This is a genomic window from Streptomyces sp. NPDC048295 (assembly GCF_040652135.1).
Lineage (GTDB): Bacteria > Actinomycetota > Actinomycetes > Streptomycetales > Streptomycetaceae > Streptomyces.
On sequence record NZ_JBEZLL010000013.1, the window covers coordinates 156088 to 173836 of the forward strand.

The following is a 17749-nucleotide window of genomic DNA, read 5'->3' on the forward strand; positions in this document are numbered from 1 at the left end:
GCCGCTGGAGAAGCAAGCCGTACGAGGAAGTCCGGCAACCAGTTCGCCCGACACCGGTCGCGTCAACCACGCCCAGCCCGTGTACAGGGAAGCGCAGCCACGCCCGCTGACAGGGCCGGGCGGGCTGCGCCTTCTGGTTTGAACTCCTGCGTGTTCTGTGGCCCGTTGGCGGATACTAACGGAGCCGCGCCCTACTGCCAGGTCGCGGTGTCGGGGTCGATGCCGTGGGCGCGCGCGTCGGCGTCGACGATTTGACGGAACCACGCGGCAAGGCCGGTGCGGATGCCGTCGTAGTGGGCGGCGAATGCCGGATCGGCCTCGTACATGCGGCCGAGACAGACCTGCATCTGCCTGGTGAGGGGAAAGTACGAGGCAAAGACTTCACGGTGCCGCTCGACGAGTTGATTCGCTTCCGGGCTGCCGGGTGTGACGCCGGCGTCCATCGCATCGGCGAGGGCGCGGTCGAGGGCGGCGACGGCGTCGGCGATGGCCTGCCATTCCTCCGGGCCGCGAGATGCGGAGCGTTCGGCGTACTGTCGCCATTGCGTCGTGTCTCCCCAGCGCTGACGGGCTTGGGCGGGCCCGTCCGGGTTCCACTGGGGGCCGAAGATCGTGGCCTGCTGCTCTGCGGTCAGCAGCAGGCCACGTTCGTGGGCGTCGATCATCCGGTCCAGTCCGACGCTGAGCTGCTGGAGGCGGTCGATCCGTTCGCCGACCTGGGTGAGCTGCGCGCGCAGTGCGCCGGGTACGTCTGCGGCCGAGTCATCCAGGACGGCCCGGATCCTGTCCAGGCCGAGACCGATCTCGCGGTAGACGACGATGCGGTGCAGGCGTTCGAGGTCGCCGGCGGTGTAGAGCCGGTATCCGGCAGCCGTGCGCAGCGATGGTCGCGCGAGACCGATCTCGTCCCAGTGGTGCAGCGCGCGGACTGTCACGCCCAGGCGCGTCGAGACCTGACCGACGGGCAGGCCGTCGGCTTCAGTGGCATTAGGCATGTTCCTGATTGTCGCCGGGCCCAGTGCCAGGTGGGGTGATGCCGATGGCCTCAAGGTTCCGTGCCTCTTGACTGGCCGGATCGAAGGGCTTTGCCGCGGTGAGAACGATCCGTGCGTTCTCGGGGGTGACCACCTCCACGTCGCGGGTGTTCCAGGGAGTGTCCCGTGGGCCGTCGACCGAGTCCGGGCGCAGCGCACGACAGGCCTCTACGAGGGAATCGACCTGGCTGAGCACGCACGAGAAACTGAGGCTCATCGCCGGTGCCTGCTCCGGAACGCTCTCCGCCCGGAGAAGGAGTACGTCCTGGAACGCCCACCGGCGCAAGTGCACGAGTGTGCCGGGGATGCTGAACAGCTCGAAGAACCCGAGCCCTCGAATCCAGAAGTCCACCGACTCCGCCAGGTCGGTCGTGGGGATCGTCGCAAACGCGGGCATTCCATAGATGCCACGGAACAGCTCCGGCGGAACCGCATCCGGGCCGGGGATGGGTACGGGACTCATCTCGAAGGCGTTGAAGTGGTTGCTCATGCACCCAACCCTCCGGCCTCACGCAACGTGAGGGTCAAGCCGGATTCCGAAGTGCCCGCGCGGACAGGGAGAAGCAGGGGAACTCGCCCCCTCGCCAAGGGCGTTGGGCAGACGTGGTGATGTTGCCGAGCCTGCTGGTCACGGCTGTGCTGATGATGGCCCGAGGTGCCGGTCGCCGTGCGGGTTGATCAGGTGGGTAATGAAGGGCAGATCGTGCGGGCCCGGCTCAGGGCTGTTCCTGCTGGCTCAACGCATCCTCCGCCGGCGTTCGGTGATCACGACCACCCGAGTCTGTCAGGGCCGGTTCCCGGGGCGCAGAGCTCCACCGAGGCCGGCGCCGCCGACTGCAGCACCCGGCCCCGTCAACGAAAACGCGGCTCGTGAAACACCGCCTCGCGTTGCACCCTTGGCCTGCGGCGATACCACCCGAGGGGCCTCGTTGGCCCTGTGCTGCACCCCGCGTTGCAAGATCGGCCCCGGCGGAGCCACCAGCCGCCGTCAGCACGAGACCCCGGGAGTCAGCGACTTCCTGGGGCCTCTGTGCACTTCGCTTGACCGTGAGATCCAACGACCGACCGCAGCCTGTGTCACGCCCACTCCACGCCCAGCTCCCGCAGCGCGTCCAGCTGCTCCGCCGTGAGCTTGTCGCGCCCCGACTTGGTGTTCGAGACCCACACACCCAGCTTCACGACCCCCCGGCTCCGCCTCGCCGTCGACCGCGATCGGCTCACCGTGGGCGCGCGGCACCGACCGGGCCGCGCCTTCCCGCTCCACCCACTGCGCGAGGGCCAAAAGGCCCCGCTGGAACGCCTGCCGCGCCTTGCTCGGGCCTCCTTTCGTCGCACGAACGGCTGCCGGGGCGGAAGACGGAGCCTCAGCGGCCTTGATGCCCAGCGCGGACGGCCGCGTGCGCGCCCCACACCATCGGCGTGTGCAGGGCCGACAGCGCGCACCCGGCAGGCGTCGCCGCGCAGTGCAAGGACGGGACCTACAGCTCCTCGAAGACGTTCCGAGGCACCTGCAGCCACCCCGGAGGCGTCCGCTACGGGTACAAGTAGCCACGCCCGCCAGCAGGGCGGTATCGCCGGAACAGCTGGAAGGCCGGACGGCGGACCGTCTGGTCACGCGCCGGTGGTAGGGGGCCATTTCTCCCGCATCGCCTCACCAGCCTCCGTGAACAGGCCCGTCTGCAAGGGAGACTCCCCAAGCCCCGCCGACCGCCGCCGGGACAGCACATCACGAGCAGAACGAGTATCGGGGTGGTCGTTGCCGAGGAGTCGCTCTCTGAGTCGTACCCCGCCCGTGCGCAACGTTCACGCACGGGCGGGGTGTGGGGCCGGTCAGGTGGCGGGCAGGACCTTCCAGGAGCCGGTGCCGGTGCCACGGTCGGTGTAGTGGCTTGTGACGACGTCGTACTTGGCACCGGACTGGTTGGCGCCACCGTTGGTGTCGAGGAACCCGCCGTTGGCGGACCCGTAGTCGTTGAGCAGGTGCACGATGTCATCGGTCCGGATGTAGCCGTCCGTGGGAGAGGACGTCTCGCCGAAGATGTGCCACTTTCCGGTGCCCGGGCCGCGGTCCTTGGTGGCGGTGGCCGACACCATGTACTTGGCGCCGCTCTTGGCGGAGACGCCGTTGGTGTCGAGGTAGGTGCCGCTGCCGTACTGGTTGATGAGGTAGACGACGTCGCCGCTGGTGACGCGGGTACCGGTTGCCTTGCCGGTGGCGGAGACGACCTTCCATTCGGATGTCGCCGGGCCCCGGCTGTTCGGGGTCTGGTTGGTGTTGACGTTGTACGTGGCGCCGGGCTGGCCGGAGATGCCGTTGGTGTCGAGGTAGCCGCCGTTACCGCCGTACTGGTTCTGCAGCAGGATGTTGCTGCCGTAGGTGAGGTCAGTGGCGGCCTTGGCACCGACGGCGGTGGCCGGGGCGGAGAGCGAGGCGGTGACGGCGGCGAGGGCCACTGCGGTGGCACAGGCTGCCAAGCGCTGCTTCATGGTACGGAACACAACATCCCCTTCATTACGTCTCGTCAGTGCTTGATCACTGTAAGTGAGTGGAGTGGAGAGGTGGAAGCCGCCGGGCCGTAACACCGGAGGCAGTTAGTTTCGGTGCCGGGTGGTGTATGAGCAGGGGCCTTGACAGCTGGCTGAGACCAGTAGTCATCGCTGCGCGGCCACCAGCTGCTCCCACCCGTCCCTCTGCGCGGTGACTCAGCGTCCGAGGCCCTGGCCCTGACGACGCCGGCGTCTGGGAACTCGGCCCGGTGAACCGTGCCGGAGCGCCGGATGCCCCCGTCCGGCCTGACCTGCCGCGGGGGAGGGCCCTGCCCGACCCTCTTCGGCTGTGGCGCCCCAACCCCGGCCCGCAAACCCACAGCGCACATGGACCGGCAGCACGATTGAGGTCCGGCTTGTTGCCAGGTGCTGGCCGTACCTCAGTTGCCTCGGAGAGGTGTAGACGTCAGCTATTCCGGCCAGGGTCGTTGGCCTCGTCGTCCGCCTGGGAGTCGGGACCGCAGGGGGGAAGGTCCCAGGACAGAGCTTGGTGAGCCTGGGCCCGCTGGATGGACTTCCAGGTTTCCGTCCCTGTTGATCAGAGCGCGTCGTTTTGTGTACACGCGCTCGGCGGCGGCGACGTCCCGCTCGTCGAACTCGCCGTAGAAGTAGAGCACGCCGACTACGGGCTCGCGTTTCCACGCTCCGGTGGGCCACGAAGTGGTCCTGGAAGCGGATTTCTGCTCGGAGTGGTACGTCCGCCCGGTCGCGACGGGTATCGAGGGGTGACCTGGCCCTGCTTGCAATGGCCAGCTCAGGCGACGCTCGCCCTGTTGACCACCGCGCGCAGGCGCTCGTCGGCGGCGCGCTTGTTCCGCCAGATGATGTAGCGGCGGATCATGCTGCCCTGGGCCTTGTGGCTGGGGTGGTCGGTGCCGTCAAGGGCGAAGTAGCGCAGAGCGGTGAACCGGGCCTCGATGCGGTTGAGCCAGGAGCTGTTCGTCGGGGTACAGGCGATCTCGACGTTGTTGGCCTCGGCCCAGTCCGCGACCTGACGGCGGCGCTTCGTGGTCAGGTGCGGGGAGTAGTTGTCGCAGATGATCGCGATGCACACTTCGGCTGGATGCGGTGAGCGTAGGTAGCGGCAGAACTCCAGTTACTTGGAGCGGTTCTTGGTCTTCTTGATGTGGTCGTAGAGCTGGTCCTTGCCCAGGTCGTAGGCGGCGAACAGGCGCCGGACGCCGTGCGGGCGGGTGTAGGTGGCCCGGCGTCGGGGGCGGGGCTTGCGGTCGGGGTCCTTGTGCGTGCCGCCGCGGTCGGCCCACTGCCGGCCAGGGTGAGGCTGCAGGTTGATCGGGCCGAACTCGTATGCAGAAGACGATTTGCGGCTCGCCTTCCTCGGGTATGGCCTCGCCGTCGGCTATGGCGTAGAGGTGCTCGACGCGGGCCTTCTTGGCGGTGTAGCCCGGGTCCTTCGAGGTTCTCCTGGTCTTCACGCGTTGAAAGCTGACGCCTTCTTCGCGGAGCAGGATGCGCAGGCCCTTGTGGCCGATGTCGTCGACCACCCCCCTCGGCAACCAGGAAGTCGGCCGGCTTGGCCAGGATCCAGGTCGAGAAGGGAGGCCGTGCTCGGCCGGCCTGGACTTGGCGATCTTCTTGATCTCCCGGCGTTCCGGCAGCGTGAACGTCTTCGGCCGGCCTCCCCGGTACTTCGGTACAGGGAGTCGAAGCCGTCGGCGTTGAAGTTGTGGATCACGTCGCGGACCCGGTCCGCGCTGGTGAACGTCACTTCGGCGATCTTGCCGACGTTCACGCTCTGTGCGGACAGCAGCACCATCTGGGCCCGCCGCCAGGTCACCACCGACCCGTGCCCCGCCGGACGATCCGCAGCAGCCGCTGCCCTTCGTCGTCGTCGATCTCTCTGACCCGTACTCGCTCTGCCACCCTGCACAGCTTGACGTAGAAGCGTCACCTGGAGCATTCTCCGGACGCCGCGTCACGTCACAACGGGGCGAAAGTTGTCTGATGCGGCAAACGGTCACCATCCGACGACAATGCGAAAGCCTATGCAGAACGTGAATGAGTGGGGCAGTCACCTGATCGGGGCGATTGAGTCGCCAGCTTGAATGACGTGGGTTCTCATTGAGCTACAGCGCAAATGGCGTTCGAGTGGAAGGTGGCGGAGGTACAACATGTGCGCCGAAGGCGTAGCGACGGAGAATGACTCCGGAGTGGCCACGGACTCTCGGGGCATGGTGTCTTCCTCGATGCCAATGCCCTGTGCGCTCGGCTCTTCGGCGACAAGGCAGCGTCGACACCAGACGGCGTGTGCGACCGTGACGGCTACTGCCGCAGCTGCATGAACTTCGTTGCCCAGGCAGTTCGTACTTCTCCCGTCACGGCGGATTCAACCACTCCGGCCGGCGATGCCAGGCAGCAGAACGCGGACCCTGTTGCGCCGAATCCGGGAGGTCACCCTCGTGGTCACTGATACGTCCCAAGAGCTGAACCGGTCTCGGCCGCCGCTCGTCGCACGCTGGCGCGAATCGGCAAGCCAGCACCTCACCCCCACGAAAAGATCACTGATCGTGACGTGGTTCGCCTTCGGGGTCACATGGGGAAGCGTGCGGACCATTACCCACGGTATTCGCGGCGGATGGCTGCCCTGGGGGAACATCTCCGCCGGCGGCAAGCACCTGCACCACTACAACTTGGGCATCGGCATCCTTGCCGGCATTGGCATCATCGCCGTACGCGGCGACGAGCGCGCCGTCGGCCACCCGGCCGTTGCTGCTGCCTACGGCGCAGGAACCGCCCTCATCGCCGACGAATTCGCTCTGCTCCTCGATCTGCAAGACGTCTACTGGGCCAAGCAAGGTCGCCTCAGCGTGGATGTCTCCCTGGGCATCCTTTCCGTGCTCGGCGCGTACCTGACCGCCACACCGTTCTGGCACGAGTGCGCCCGTGCGACCCATCACCACGTAGTCTCCGCTGCCAAGCACCACCTGGCACACGCCAAGTAGGCACGGACGACCAGCGCCTACAAGACATCATCGACAGGGCGAACGTTGCCTGATGTGGCACTAGTGGATCAGGGCGGCCATAGCCTGCCGCATCCGGTCCGAGGCTGACGTCTGATGGCCGACCGGGCCTGTCCGACGATGAACGAACTGCCCAACCCGCCGATCTCCTTCATCGAATACGGGGTCTGCCTGTTCTCCAGTTGGAACTTGCGGTAGAAGTCCGTCATCACCGCAGCGATCGGGGCGTGGCGGGTGAGGATCGCCGCGACCTGCTGACTCTTACTTCCCTGCCGTAGGTGATTCTCATTCCAATGTCATTTGAGATGGCGCACGTTAGCATCGGCGCAGGGTCGATCTGAGGTTGCTTCAGACATGCTATGAGAACTACTGATGCAGGTACATGAGAATCGACCGTTCGCTCCGCTGAGAGTTGCAATACGAGGACGTCTTTGACCTGCCGCTTTGTGCTGAGGTGGCCTCTCCGCGGCTCGGCATCGCGTGCGCCGGGCGAACTCGCCGGTCGGCGAACGAGTTACCCCCTTCGTATGGGCCCCGCTCGGTAAGCGGCGGGTCAAGGCCATCGAGAACCGGCTCACTCCCGCTCGAGCCGGCTTCCCGAGGGTGTCAGCGGCCGCGCCGAACACGACAGCGGGTCATCCCGCTTGCGGGGTGCTCCGCAGCGGCTGTCACTACTCTCCTGGACAGGAAGTTCGGCCAACTCCCGCTCGCGCGGGCTCTACCCTTTCCGACTTGGGTGTTGGGCGACGTTCGGGGCGGCGGCACCTCGGTGGGTGGGATGGGTTGGCGCTGGGTGGGTGCAGCTCTCATCGCACACTGTGCGGGCCCGACCAACCTGGTGCGTGGAGGCGTGGGCAGAGCCGGTCAAGGTCCGCAGACTGACCGACCAAGAAGGGCAGAGGCTTCAACAGATCGTGCGTCGGGGCAGCACCAGCACGGTGCGCTACCGGCGGGCGGTGATGATCCTGGCCTCGGCCGGAGGCAACCGGGTCCCGGTGATCGCCCAATTAGTCCAGGCCGATGAGGACACCGTCCGCGACGTGATCCACCGGTCCAACGAGATCGGCCTGGCCTGCCTGGACCCTCAATGGGCGGGAGGCCGTCCCCGCCTGCTCAGTCCTGACGACGAGGACTTCGTCGTCCAGACGGCCATCACCCGCCCCCGTGAACTCGGCCAGCCCTTCACCCGCTGGTCCATCTGCAAACTCGTCGCCTATCTGCACAAAGTCCACGGCAGGGTGATCCGCATCGGCCGTGAGGCCCTGCGGACTCTACTTGCCCGCCGCGGGATCACTTTCCAGCGCACCAAGACGTGGAAGGAGTCCACCGACCCCGACCGCGATGCCAAGCCCGACCGGATCGAGCATGTCCTGGAGCACTTCCCGGACCGAGCGTTCGCCTTCGACGAGTCCGGCCCGCTGGACATACGCCCCACCGGCGGCACTTGCTGGGCCGAACAGGGCCGGCCCGACCGGCTGCCGGCGACCCACCACCGTACCCACGGCGTCACCTACTTCCACGGCTGCCACTCCGTCGGTGACGACACCCTGTGGGGCATCAACCGCCGCCGCAAAGGCGACGTCAACACCCTCGCAGCCCTGGAGTCGATCCGGGCCGCCCGCCCGGACGGCGCCCCGATCTACGCGATCCTGGACAACCTCTCCGCCCACAAAGGCGCCAAGATCCGCTGCTGGGCGAAGAAGAACAAGGTCGAGTTGTGCTTCACCCCAACCACACCGTCCAGACCCGCGAACTGCAGAGTTACCTGCGCTGGCGCAACACCAATGCCCGCCACCCCGACGTGCTGGCAGCCCAATGCCGCGAACGCACACGGATCCGCAGCGAGAAGGGCATCCGCTGGGGAGGGCGGTCCCTTGCCACGGCGGCCCGACCGTCCCTGCGCCTCGGTCGTAGCGGCAGAGAGCCGGACCGTCGATCAGCCGACATGCGCGGCGATGGTCCGTGCGCACTCCATCGCCTCGGTATGCGCGGTGTCCACCTCCAGGTCATAGACCACGCCCCGGTGGACCACGTCCGCCTGGGACGCCGCCATTCCGATGGTCCGGTCGCCTCGTGCGAGCTCACGGCCTGCGGCAACCGCACTGTCGCACCGGACGCCGACCCACAGCACGCGCAGTTCGCCCAAGGCCTTCTGCCATCGCTTCTGCGAGTCCGCTCCGCCGAGGAAGACTTCATCGACGATGACCCGGGCACCCGCACGGGCCATCGCGGCGACCCCCTCGATCCATGCCGCCTCCAGCGTCCGGAACTCCGGGCCGACGATCACCTGTCCGTCCGGAGCGAACTCGATTCCCGCGTCCGATGCCTGCATGGACGCGGGCATCGCGTCGACCAGCGTGTCCGTCCCGAGGGCCAGCCATGGATCCGGCAGGGCTGCCTGCAGACACCGGGCGATCCCGGACTTCCCCGAGCTGGATCCACCGTTGAGAACGATCACATCAGTCATCACCGCGCCACAGTAGAGGAAGCGCAGCAACACTCGAAACGAATTTCCGCGAACGCGGCCCGCCTGCCACACCCCGGTGAACCTTCCCTGTCAGAGCAACTAGCCCTACGGGCCGTGGCGCGGTCGTTCTTCGCCCACACCCTGATGGGATGACCCGCCCAGGTCGCGGTGACTGGGGGAGGAGGTGGCCGTGGGTTGCGGCGTACTGCTTGGCGACGGCTCTCCGTCCGGCCAGGCCGCTCCCTGCTCGGACCACACCTTCCCGAGCTGCTCCAGCTCGGCGACCTGCCCGGACTCCAGCGTCCCGGCCGCATTCGCGCGGCGCTGCTCGGCGATCCACTGCCTGAGCGGATACCCACCGACCCCGCCCCAGTCGTCCGGTGTGACGGCCGTGTACGGCACCCGCAGCACACCGTTCCCGGTCTCGCGCAGCCACCGCCCGGCCGCCTCGATCCCACGCCGCCAGTACGCCCCTTCCGGGTCGATGATCCGCAACCGCACGAACTGGTCCAGCACCGCGGGGTCGCGGCCCTCGCTGAACCGCAGCACCCCGGCCGCCCCCTCATGTAGGGCACCCGCACCACGACCCCGGTCCCGGGGCCGACGACGAACCAAGCCTTGAATCCGGCCCGGAACCTGGCCGTGTAACCGCGCTGGAGTGCTCCCCAGGTGATGCGCAGACGGTTGGGTCCGGGCGCCGGACGGAAGGCGACGTTGAATCGGTCGTGACCCGGCTCGCTCGCCCATCCGTCGCCGGTCGGCACCCGGTCGGATCCATAGGCACGCTCGGCCGCATCTCCTATGACCGCGCCGGCTTCGACCGCGGGCCTCGCTATGCATCCACGAGCTGGAGACACCGTGGATCCTCTCCACGTTGCCCGTGCCGCTGAGGTCACTTCGCTCTGGCGTCTTGCCGGCACTTGACGATCCGCGCCGGTTGTGGCCGGGGACGAGCAGGCTGGTGACCTTGGCGATCGCCTCCGAGCAAGGGAGGAAGCGCACTTCCGGACGCGCGCTGGTGGTCGGTGTCGGCATCGGGCCGGGACTCACGCCATCCGGTGGATGCGATCGCAAGGCGGTGGAGGCACCGGCCGCGCAACCGTTCGAGTTCGACAAGGGTCTAGTGACCGGAAACTTTTCTCCTGGAAGCCACCGCCCGTTTCCCCGCGTCCCAGCAGAGGATCTCTCCAATGCCGATTCCCCCGCACAACCGTCGCGCCTCCCATGCCGTTGCTTCCGCACTCAGTGCTGCCGGCCTGATCGCACTGGCTGCGGCTCCTGCCGCCTTCGGCGATGAAACCGCACCTGAGTTGGTCATTGGAGGCATCGAGCCGGTCAACGGGGTGAAACCTGGGAGCAGCTTCGATCTGTCGGCAACCGTGGCGAACAAGGGCACGAGGGCGGCCGAGAAGGTGTGGGTCTCCTACGGCGTCACCCGAGGACTCGACTTCGCGGAGGTTCCCTCCAACTGCCGGACACAGCAGGTCCGGTCCTACGACGAGATGCCCGAGAGATGGATCGCGGTGTGTGCGTTCGACCAAGTGGTGGAGCCGGGCACCGTTTACACGCCCGAGAGGCCTCTCCGTGTCGAGGCACTGGACCGCGCGCTCAACGACGAGCTGCGAGTGAATGTCTGGGATGTCGATCCCGGAGCGGACGAGAACGGCACCCAGCCGGTGGCGGGAACCGCGCCGGCGGTGAAACTGGTCGAGGGAAAGGCCGGGAGCGAGGGGACCGAACGCATTGTCAATGTGCCTGTCAGCTCCGTCAACACGGCCGACTACCAGGTGACGGGTGCCATGCTGGAGGGAAGCGTCGGTGACACGGTGAAAATGAAGGTGAAGTTCATCAACGCCGGGCCCGCCTGGATCCTGACCAAACAGGGGGAACGGTCCGTCAGCGTCATGATCACGCCTCCCGCCGGAACGTCCGTCGTCACGCGCGGCCAGTTCTGCCAGGCCAAGGGCAAGGCGTACGTCTGCGGCATGCGGTCGCTAAACGAGGGCAGCCAAGAGACCTACACCTTCGAGCTGAAGATCGACAAGTGGGTGGCGAACGCCAAGGGCCAGGCGGCCCTGAGTACCGAGGCACGGCCATTCGACCCCAACAAGGCCAACGACAAGGCCGACATCACGCTGGACGTCACGAGTGGGGGGCCGACTGGCTCGACGGGCGGCTCGGCCAAGGTCTCGGCCGGCTCGCCCGGCGGGTCGTCGACGGCCGGCGACGACGGGACCACGACGAACGGTGGCACCCTGGCAGAAACCGGTTCCTCGACGCTGCCGATCACGGGAGCGGCTGCCGCAGCGGTGACCACGGGCGCGGGCATGCTCTTCATCGTGCGCCGTCACCGGACCCGGTGCCCGAGCTGACGGTCTAGCCTCGCGCTTTCGTGAGGCCGAGTGTCCGATGCTTGATCAAGTAAGCAGAGAGGGCGCTGTCGCGTTGGCGGATGCGTGAGAGGATCCTCGGGTTGATCACGCTGGAGGGGATCGTCGGTGGGGAGCACGTGCCGTCGTGCAAGGGGCACCGGTATCCGATCGAGGCGATCTCCCACTGTGTGTGGCTGTATTTCCGCTTCCCGCTCAGCTTCCGTGAGGTGGAGGTGCTGATGCTCCAGCACGGCGTGATTGTTTCCTACGAAACGGTCCGGCGGTGGTGCCGGAAGTTCGGGCAGGCCTATGCCGACGGACTGCGCCGCCGGGACAAGGCCGCCGCCCGGCGCTTCTTCCGCAGGCTGATGAAGAAGACGAGCACGGTGTTGCGAGTGATTGTCACGGACAGGCTCCGCTCCTACGGCGCGGCCCACCGCGAGGTCATGCCCTCGGTCGAACACCGCTCCCACAGGGGCCTGAACAACCGGGCCGAGAACAGTCACCAGCCCACCCGCCAGCGCGAACGTGCGATGAAGGGCTTCCGCAGCGTCGGCGCGGCCCAGCGGTTCCTGGCCGCGTTCAGCGGCATCTCACCCCACTTCCGCCCCCACCGCCACCTGATGACCGCCCCCGACCACCGGGCCGAGATGACCATCCGCTTCGCCATCTGGGACCGGACCACCGGCGCTGTCAGCCGACCCACTACGGCCTGAACACAGGCCCGGAGCGCAAGTCCACCATCCCCGATGCACCGTCAGACACTCATACGTCCAACAACGTGACAATGCCCGCCGCCGTCTCCTGGTGCGCTTCGGATACGACCCGGGCGCCGACTGAGCCGGTGCGCTGACAGCGGCCGAGATCTTTTCCCCGCGTACGGCCAGTAACTCCCCACAGGCGGTCCCCGCTGATGTCCGGTTCCGCTCCCGGCTTCGCGCCGCCTGATGCGGTGTGTGACCGAGCCGCGGCGAGGCCGGCGGCCGTGGCGGGGCGGAGACGCCCCGAGCTGCGGACGGAACGTGAAGACGAGACTGACCGCGCCGACTTCGGCAAGCGGCGAGTGGCGAGCGGTCGAGGCTGAATGGCAGCCGGCCAAAGCTGAGGCGCGATCGGTCGGACACCGTCGTCCTCGTGGGCGATGCCAGCTGGCTCCGTCGTTGGTCTCGTCGACGAGGAAGCCGCGATTCGGCGACAGCCCGCCGTGACGCTCGTAGGATGCTTGGATGCCTGAGCCGATACGGATGAGCCGCCGTGCGTGGGTTGCCGCGTGGGCGGTGCTGTGCGCGGCTGGCCTCGCCGCCACCGCCGAACTGAACGCCTCCTCTGTACCGGACCCACAGTTCGAGAAGCCCGTCAGTGCCGAGTGCGCCGAGCGCATCGCGGACATCGAGACGCAGCTGGCCAAGGCCAAGCAGGAAGGCAATGGAGACGGAGTGCTGGTCTTCTCGCGAGTCCAGGTCGGCACCGAGGACGACTGCCGTGACGATCTCCGTAACCGCTTCCGGGGCGATCAGTGAGCCGCGGTACCTGGCTCGCCGCGATGGCAGGGCTGACCTTCGTCGGTGTCGGGGCGATCATTGTCATGGGCGACACGTCGGAACCGAAGCCGCGGCCCACGCCGCCGCGGGTGTACTCCTCCTGCCTGGCGGCCGACACCAAGCCGGTGTCTGCGGACGGCGACCCGTGCGATGGCCGCTGAAGAAGGTCCGAGCGACCGTCCGCCGCATGGCAGAGCACCCAAACCCAAGTCGGCCTCATGGCCGACGGCGCCACCACAAGATGTGGGCGTTGTCGTGGATCGCCGCCCACGGTCGCCCAAGATCACCGGCGGTTCCGTGGGCCTCGTCCGTTTTACGGAATGCCGTCGTGTGGGGAATGCTGCTGAGCTGGTGCTTCAGGTGCCGTACGTGTTCGCGACGTCCGGTGCCTCCTTGGGGAGGGGTCTTCGAGTGCGATGCCGTCCGCGTGAAGGCGGCCTTGGGGTCGGTGCTGGCAGCGCGGCGCTAGCCGTGGGCAGCTCGGCTGCGAGGGCGGCGACGTGCTGCGGCACCCGCATGGAACACCTGCTCAGCGTCACCGCGACTGAGACCGTGTCCTATGTGGTGAGTCGGACGAGTCGTTTGTAGCTGCAGAGGGCGGCGGCGAGTCCGAGGAAGGTCAGGTAGTTGCGGGGTTGGCGTTCGTAGCGGTGGTTGAGCCGACGGTAGCCGGACAGCCAGGACATGGTGCGTTCGATGACCCACCTTCGGCGTCCGAGCCGTTCGCTGGATTCGGTTCCTTTGCGGGTGATACGCACGCCGATACGCTTCCCGCGGAACCATCTTCGCAGTTCGGCGATGTCGTAGGCCTTGGCGGCGTGGAGTTTGCGGGGTTTGAGGTTCCAGCCGCGGTGGGGATCGTGTCTCGATCGGAGACCGGCCACCATGGGCTTCAGGCCCTGGCTGTCGTGGGTGTTGGCGGCGGAGACGCCGACGACCAGGGGCAGTCCGTTCGCGTCCGACAGGACGTGCATCCTGGAGCCCGGCTTGCCCCGGTCCACGGGGCCCGGGCCTGTGAGTTCGCCCCTTCTTTGGCCCGTACGTGGGCGGAGTCGAGGACCACGCAGGTCAGGTCGAGCAGTCCGCGCTCGTCGATGCGGTCGAGCACCGCCCCGTGCAGCCGGCCCCAGACACCGGCTCAGGACCAGATCACGAAGCGCCGGTGGGCGGTCGACATCGAGACCCCGAAACAGGGCGGCAGTGCCCGCCAGGCGCATCCGCTCACCAGCACGTAGACGATCCCGGCGAACAGCGTCTCATCAGGCGTGTCCTGCGTCCCGCCACCCTGCGGCCGCACCTTCGACGGCGGAATCAGCGGCTTCGCGATCTCCTACAGCCCGTCCGGAACAATTCAACTCCACGTATCCCGCCCCATGAACAGCCCAGCGAGCGACCGCCACATAGGATACGGTCTGAACCGGGCATGGGCCGGTGGCTCTCTCTGGATGACTGGGGCCCTAGCCAGCCGCGGCCCGCCCTGGCCGGCCGAGGCCGATCCCGCCGCCCTCGACGCGTTTGGGCACGACATGGCCCTGGGCGACTTCGGCGGCATGTACTTCTTCGTCTGTCGCAACTGCCCCGACACCCGTACACCCACCGCTACGACTGCTGAGTGCCCGCTTTCAGGGTCCGGTGCGTGATCTTTGGGCGGCTGTGGGCCGTCCTGAACTGGAGATGTCGGCGCCGAACGCTGTTTCTGTCACTCGGCTGCAGAGCAGCCGTGTCGGCATGCCACTTGGTTGTAAGCGCGCGGTGTGATGGCTACGCCGTTACACGGGGCGCTGCCACGTTTGGAGCGCGGGGTCATCGTTGCCAAAAGCCAGTTGAGATGATGTCCTCGATGAGGAAGGGTCTGTGGTCATGGAGTTCTTCTGCTACCACCGTGACCGGCCCGGCTCCCTAGCGTTACGCGAGGAGTTGCTGGAGGAGCACTGGGCCTACATGGACCGGTACGCAAAGGAGCTGATCGCTCGCGGCCCGACCTTTGCCGATGATGGTGCAACACCCACCGGCAGCGTGCACATCGTCGACCTGCCCGATCCCGCTGCCGCCCGCGCGTTCGCCTTTGACGAGCCCAACTACCAGGCCGGCGCGTACCGGGATGTTCTGCTGCGCCGGTGGCGCAACGCGCTGGGGCGCACCATGTGGGATTTCCCCGGTGGCCGGACCGATGGCAACCGGTACCTGGTGCTCGGGCTCGGCGAGGGCCTGGCCGCCGACCTTGCCCTGCCGCTCGACCGGGACGAGCTGGTCGCGTACGGACCGCTGCTGTCCGACGACGGCGACACCTGGCTGGGTACGGCGGTGCTGCTCAGGGCCCCGGATCCGGACACGGCACGAGCCGTCCTGAATCCGGACCGGTACGCGGACATCGAGGTCCACGACTGGGAGTTCGGCGGGCGTCGATGAGCCACGAAGGCGCGGGGTTGATGTCATCTCCGTGGCACGTTGACCTGGGACAGGAGCGGTGACGGTGGCGCTGCGGGCGGTTCCGCTGGTGGGTGGGCCGGTGGAGTTACGGGGTGCGCTGGACCTGGAGACCACACCGGTAGGGGTGATGCCGCGCCGGTTGCCCGCGTGGACCAAGGAGCAGTACCAGGACCCGTCGGTCTACGGGGTGACCGTGATGCCTTCGGGGGTGCGGCTGGTGTTCCGCACCGATGCGCGCGCATTGGAGTTCGAGGTACTCACCTCTACCGGCCAGCTCGACTCCGACCTCCACCCTCGCCCGACCGGGATGCTGGAGCTGTTGGTGGACGGCGCCTTGGCCGGGCGTCACCAGGCACCGCTGGGCAACGTACTGCGGATGGCGGGCCCCGGGGCCGTACAGCGACTCATCCCGGGCGAGCCAGGGACCGTACGGTTCGCCGGACTGCCAGCCGGCATGAAGAGCGTCGAGTTGTGGCTACCACAGCAGACTCCAACGGAGTTGGTGGCACTGCGCGCTGACGGTGACGTACTGGCACCGCTGCCGGACGGGCGGCGCCGCTGGGTGCACCACGGCAGTTCCATCAGCCACTGCATCGAGGCTGACGGCCCGACCGGGACCTGGCCGGTGGTGGCAGCTGTGCTCGGAGGGGTGGAGGTGATCAACCTCAGCCAGGCGGGCAACGCGCTGCTGGATCCCTATGTCACCCGGACGATCCGCGATACGCCCGCCGATCTGATCAGCCTCAAGGTAGGCATCAACATCGTGAGCCTGTCCGCCTTCCGACTGCGGACGTTCGGCCCGGCGGTACACGGATTCCTGGACACGATCCGGGACGGACACCCTGACACCCCGCTGCTGTTGATCTCTCCGGTGAGCTGTCCGGCCCTGGAGGAGGCCCCCGGGCCGACCGCGACCGGACCGGACGGGAGGATCAGCGCCCTTGGCGACCCGGCCGATGTGGCCGGCGGGGCATTGTCGCTGGCGGTGGTCCGTGCCAAGCTGGCCCGGATCGCTGCGGCACGACAGGCGTCCGACCCTCACCTCCACTATCTCGACGGACGCGAGCTGCTCGGCCCGGACGAGGCAGATGACCTGGCCGACGGCCTTCACCCCACCGCCGCCGCATACCGTCGAATGGGCAAGCGCTTTGCAGCCCACGCCTTCGCGACCGACGGTCCCTTCCGCTGAGTGAGCTGGGGGCTCCACACCCCGCACCAGGTGTGGAGCCCCCGCGCTCCTCCGGCCGGAGATTCAGGCCACTGCTCGCCTCGTGAAGGATGGGTGCGTGTGGTCTTTTCCACTGGAACGTCGTTGTCGCCGTTGGGGCAGCGGTTGCGCGTGCTGCTGAGTACAGAACGCGCTATGGGTGATCTGCGCTGTTACTTCGGGATCGCTCTGCTGCCCGGCGCGGTGGCGTTCACCGGCAGCCGGTTCGAGCATCTGGCGGGTGGGGGGAGACCGCCCGAAGAGTCCTGGGTGTGTTCAGCGGTGCTCCGCTGCTCGCCGGTCCGCCCGGCGCAAGGCAACGCAGATGAGGATGGCGAACGCAGCGACGGCCGTGCACGTACGGGCATCGTTGAACAGTACCCAGCGGTGCAGGACCTTCGTGTGATCGGCCGGGGGCCCGGTGGCGGCCCACTGCTTGATGCGGCCGTTGATCGGGACGTTCCCGAACCGCGTGATCAGGAAGGAGGCGACGGTCAGGAGCCCAGCTGTGGCTGCGAGGATTCGGGGCCGCCCGCGTGTCAGGACGGCCAGTCCGAGAGCGCTGAGAGCCGAGACCGCCATCGCCGCCTGCATGGTGATCCCGTTTCTCTTCATCAGCTCGGTGTGGAAGTCGAGTCTCATGTCGAGCGGCACGGAGTTGAAGGTCGGGACGAGATTGGCGGCGCCGTAACCGAAGGCGCCAGCAAGGAGACCGGTGGAGAGCAGGGCCAGGCCGAGGAAGAGTCGCGTGCGCATCCGGTTCATGCCTCCGCGGTGGTTGGGGTGAAACGGCTACTCGCTTCTCCTCGGAGCTGTCCGTCGGGAAGTCTGCGGCCGTAGGCCAGCAGCAGGAGGTCCTGGGCAGTGCCGGACACTGGCGAGCCGGAGCCGTACGACCAGTCGAGGTCCTCGGCGCACAATCGCACGTCGTTGAGGTCGGCCCCGAAGAATTTCAGGCTGCGGGGCCGGATGTCGACCAGCAGGATGCGCAGCCGGGTTTCGGGACGCGCCGGTCGAGGCCGAGGGCGACGGGGATGTCCAGCCCGTGCACCACGTTGTGGCCGAGCGCCGCGGTGAGCCTGCCGACCGGTGGTGTCCAGGGATGGTGGGCCAGTTCTCGGCGTTCCGCCGAGATGGCTGCTCTGACATCTCCGCTGTTTCCTCTGTGGG

At 67.6% G+C, this 17749-nt stretch carries 14 protein-coding genes and 5 pseudogenes; 9 read left to right on the forward strand and 10 right to left on the reverse strand.

All coding sequences use genetic code 11. From position 1 onward, the window contains the following. Positions 1 to 191: 191 nt before the first annotated feature. From AB0D53_RS20825 to AB0D53_RS20835, 3 genes and pseudogenes are all read right to left on the reverse strand, one after another. Positions 192 to 995 carry a MerR family transcriptional regulator gene (locus AB0D53_RS20825; RefSeq protein WP_362448619.1) on the reverse strand — a complete coding sequence of 268 codons (804 nt, stop codon included), beginning with the start codon at positions 993 to 995 and terminating at the stop codon, positions 192 to 194. Continuing rightward, a complete protein-coding gene (locus tag AB0D53_RS20830) occupies positions 988 to 1524 on the reverse strand; it encodes a VOC family protein (protein ID WP_362448622.1) in 537 nt (178 codons plus the stop codon). The genes AB0D53_RS20825 and AB0D53_RS20830 overlap by 8 nt, the downstream gene beginning before the upstream one ends. A 587-nt stretch (positions 1525 to 2111) precedes the next feature. Then, positions 2112 to 2436 (reverse strand): annotated as a pseudogene (locus AB0D53_RS20835) (helicase associated domain-containing protein); the annotation flags it as partial. A 17-nt stretch (positions 2437 to 2453) separates the two neighbouring features. Here AB0D53_RS20835 and AB0D53_RS20840 point away from each other — a divergent pair. Next, positions 2454 to 2582, forward strand: coding sequence for a DUF3761 domain-containing protein (locus AB0D53_RS20840; RefSeq protein ID WP_362448625.1), 129 nt, complete (start codon positions 2454 to 2456; stop codon positions 2580 to 2582). 282 nt (positions 2583 to 2864) lie between these two features. Here the strand turns inward: AB0D53_RS20840 and AB0D53_RS20845 are convergent, their stop codons facing one another. Both AB0D53_RS20845 and AB0D53_RS20850 read right to left on the reverse strand, forming a co-directional pair. Further along, positions 2865 to 3521, reverse strand: coding sequence for a hypothetical protein (locus AB0D53_RS20845; protein WP_362448628.1), 657 nt, complete (start codon positions 3519 to 3521; stop codon positions 2865 to 2867). An 814-nt stretch (positions 3522 to 4335) separates the two neighbouring features. Further along, a pseudogene (locus AB0D53_RS20850) lies at positions 4336 to 5465 on the reverse strand (IS630 family transposase). Positions 5466 to 6001: 536 nt separating this feature from the next. Here AB0D53_RS20850 and AB0D53_RS20855 point away from each other — a divergent pair. Beyond that, positions 6002 to 6544: a hypothetical protein gene (locus AB0D53_RS20855; protein WP_362448631.1), complete on the forward strand. Its 543-nt coding sequence runs from the start codon at positions 6002 to 6004 to the stop codon at positions 6542 to 6544. Between the two features lie 977 nt (positions 6545 to 7521). Beyond that, positions 7522 to 8450, forward strand: a pseudogene (locus AB0D53_RS20860) (IS630 family transposase); the annotation flags it as partial. Between the two features lie 48 nt (positions 8451 to 8498). On the opposite strand, the gene cpt reads toward AB0D53_RS20860, so the two are convergent. Both cpt and AB0D53_RS20870 read right to left on the reverse strand, forming a co-directional pair. Beyond that, positions 8499 to 9029: a chloramphenicol phosphotransferase CPT gene (cpt, locus tag AB0D53_RS20865; protein ID WP_362448783.1), complete on the reverse strand. Its 531-nt coding sequence runs from the start codon at positions 9027 to 9029 to the stop codon at positions 8499 to 8501. A gap of 105 nt (positions 9030 to 9134) precedes the next feature. After that, positions 9135 to 9578 carry a helicase associated domain-containing protein gene (locus AB0D53_RS20870; RefSeq protein ID WP_362448634.1) on the reverse strand — a complete coding sequence of 148 codons (444 nt, stop codon included), beginning with the start codon at positions 9576 to 9578 and terminating at the stop codon, positions 9135 to 9137. Positions 9579 to 10219: 641 nt separating this feature from the next. Between AB0D53_RS20870 and AB0D53_RS20875 the strand changes: the two genes are divergently transcribed. The 4 genes from AB0D53_RS20875 to AB0D53_RS20890 all read left to right on the forward strand — a co-directional run bounded on the left by AB0D53_RS20875 (position 10220) and on the right by AB0D53_RS20890 (position 13103). Then, positions 10220 to 11401, forward strand: coding sequence for a hypothetical protein (locus AB0D53_RS20875; RefSeq protein ID WP_362448637.1), 1182 nt, complete (start codon positions 10220 to 10222; stop codon positions 11399 to 11401). 80 nt (positions 11402 to 11481) lie between these two features. Further along, entirely contained in the window at positions 11482 to 12117 is a 636-nt protein-coding gene (locus AB0D53_RS20880) for a DDE-type integrase/transposase/recombinase (RefSeq protein ID WP_362448640.1), read from the forward strand. Positions 12118 to 12627: 510 nt separating this feature from the next. Then, entirely contained in the window at positions 12628 to 12921 is a 294-nt protein-coding gene (locus AB0D53_RS20885; protein WP_362448643.1) for a hypothetical protein, read from the forward strand. A 23-nt stretch (positions 12922 to 12944) separates the two neighbouring features. Further along, positions 12945 to 13103: a hypothetical protein gene (locus AB0D53_RS20890; protein ID WP_362448646.1), complete on the forward strand. Its 159-nt coding sequence runs from the start codon at positions 12945 to 12947 to the stop codon at positions 13101 to 13103. 396 nt (positions 13104 to 13499) lie between these two features. On the opposite strand, the pseudogene AB0D53_RS20895 reads toward AB0D53_RS20890, so the two are convergent. Further along, positions 13500 to 14293: pseudogene (locus tag AB0D53_RS20895) on the reverse strand (IS5 family transposase). 509 nt (positions 14294 to 14802) lie between these two features. Here AB0D53_RS20895 and AB0D53_RS20900 point away from each other — a divergent pair. After that, the gene (locus tag AB0D53_RS20900) at positions 14803 to 15351 is read left to right on the forward strand and encodes a YciI family protein (RefSeq protein ID WP_362448786.1); all 549 of its coding nucleotides are present in this window, start codon (positions 14803 to 14805) and stop codon (positions 15349 to 15351) included. Between the two features lie 58 nt (positions 15352 to 15409). Beyond that, complete coding sequence (locus AB0D53_RS20905) at positions 15410 to 16561, forward strand: GDSL-type esterase/lipase family protein (protein ID WP_362448649.1); 1152 nt, start codon at positions 15410 to 15412, stop codon at positions 16559 to 16561. Positions 16562 to 16855: 294 nt separating this feature from the next. On the opposite strand, the gene AB0D53_RS20910 is transcribed toward AB0D53_RS20905, so the two are convergent. Together AB0D53_RS20910 and AB0D53_RS20915 are read right to left on the reverse strand one after the other, a co-directional pair. Then, complete coding sequence (locus tag AB0D53_RS20910; RefSeq protein ID WP_362448652.1) at positions 16856 to 17335, reverse strand: DUF1772 domain-containing protein; 480 nt, start codon at positions 17333 to 17335, stop codon at positions 16856 to 16858. Positions 17336 to 17340: 5 nt separating this feature from the next. Next, a pseudogene (locus AB0D53_RS20915) lies at positions 17341 to 17720 on the reverse strand (hypothetical protein); the annotation flags it as partial. Between the last annotated feature and the right edge of the window lie 29 nt (positions 17721 to 17749).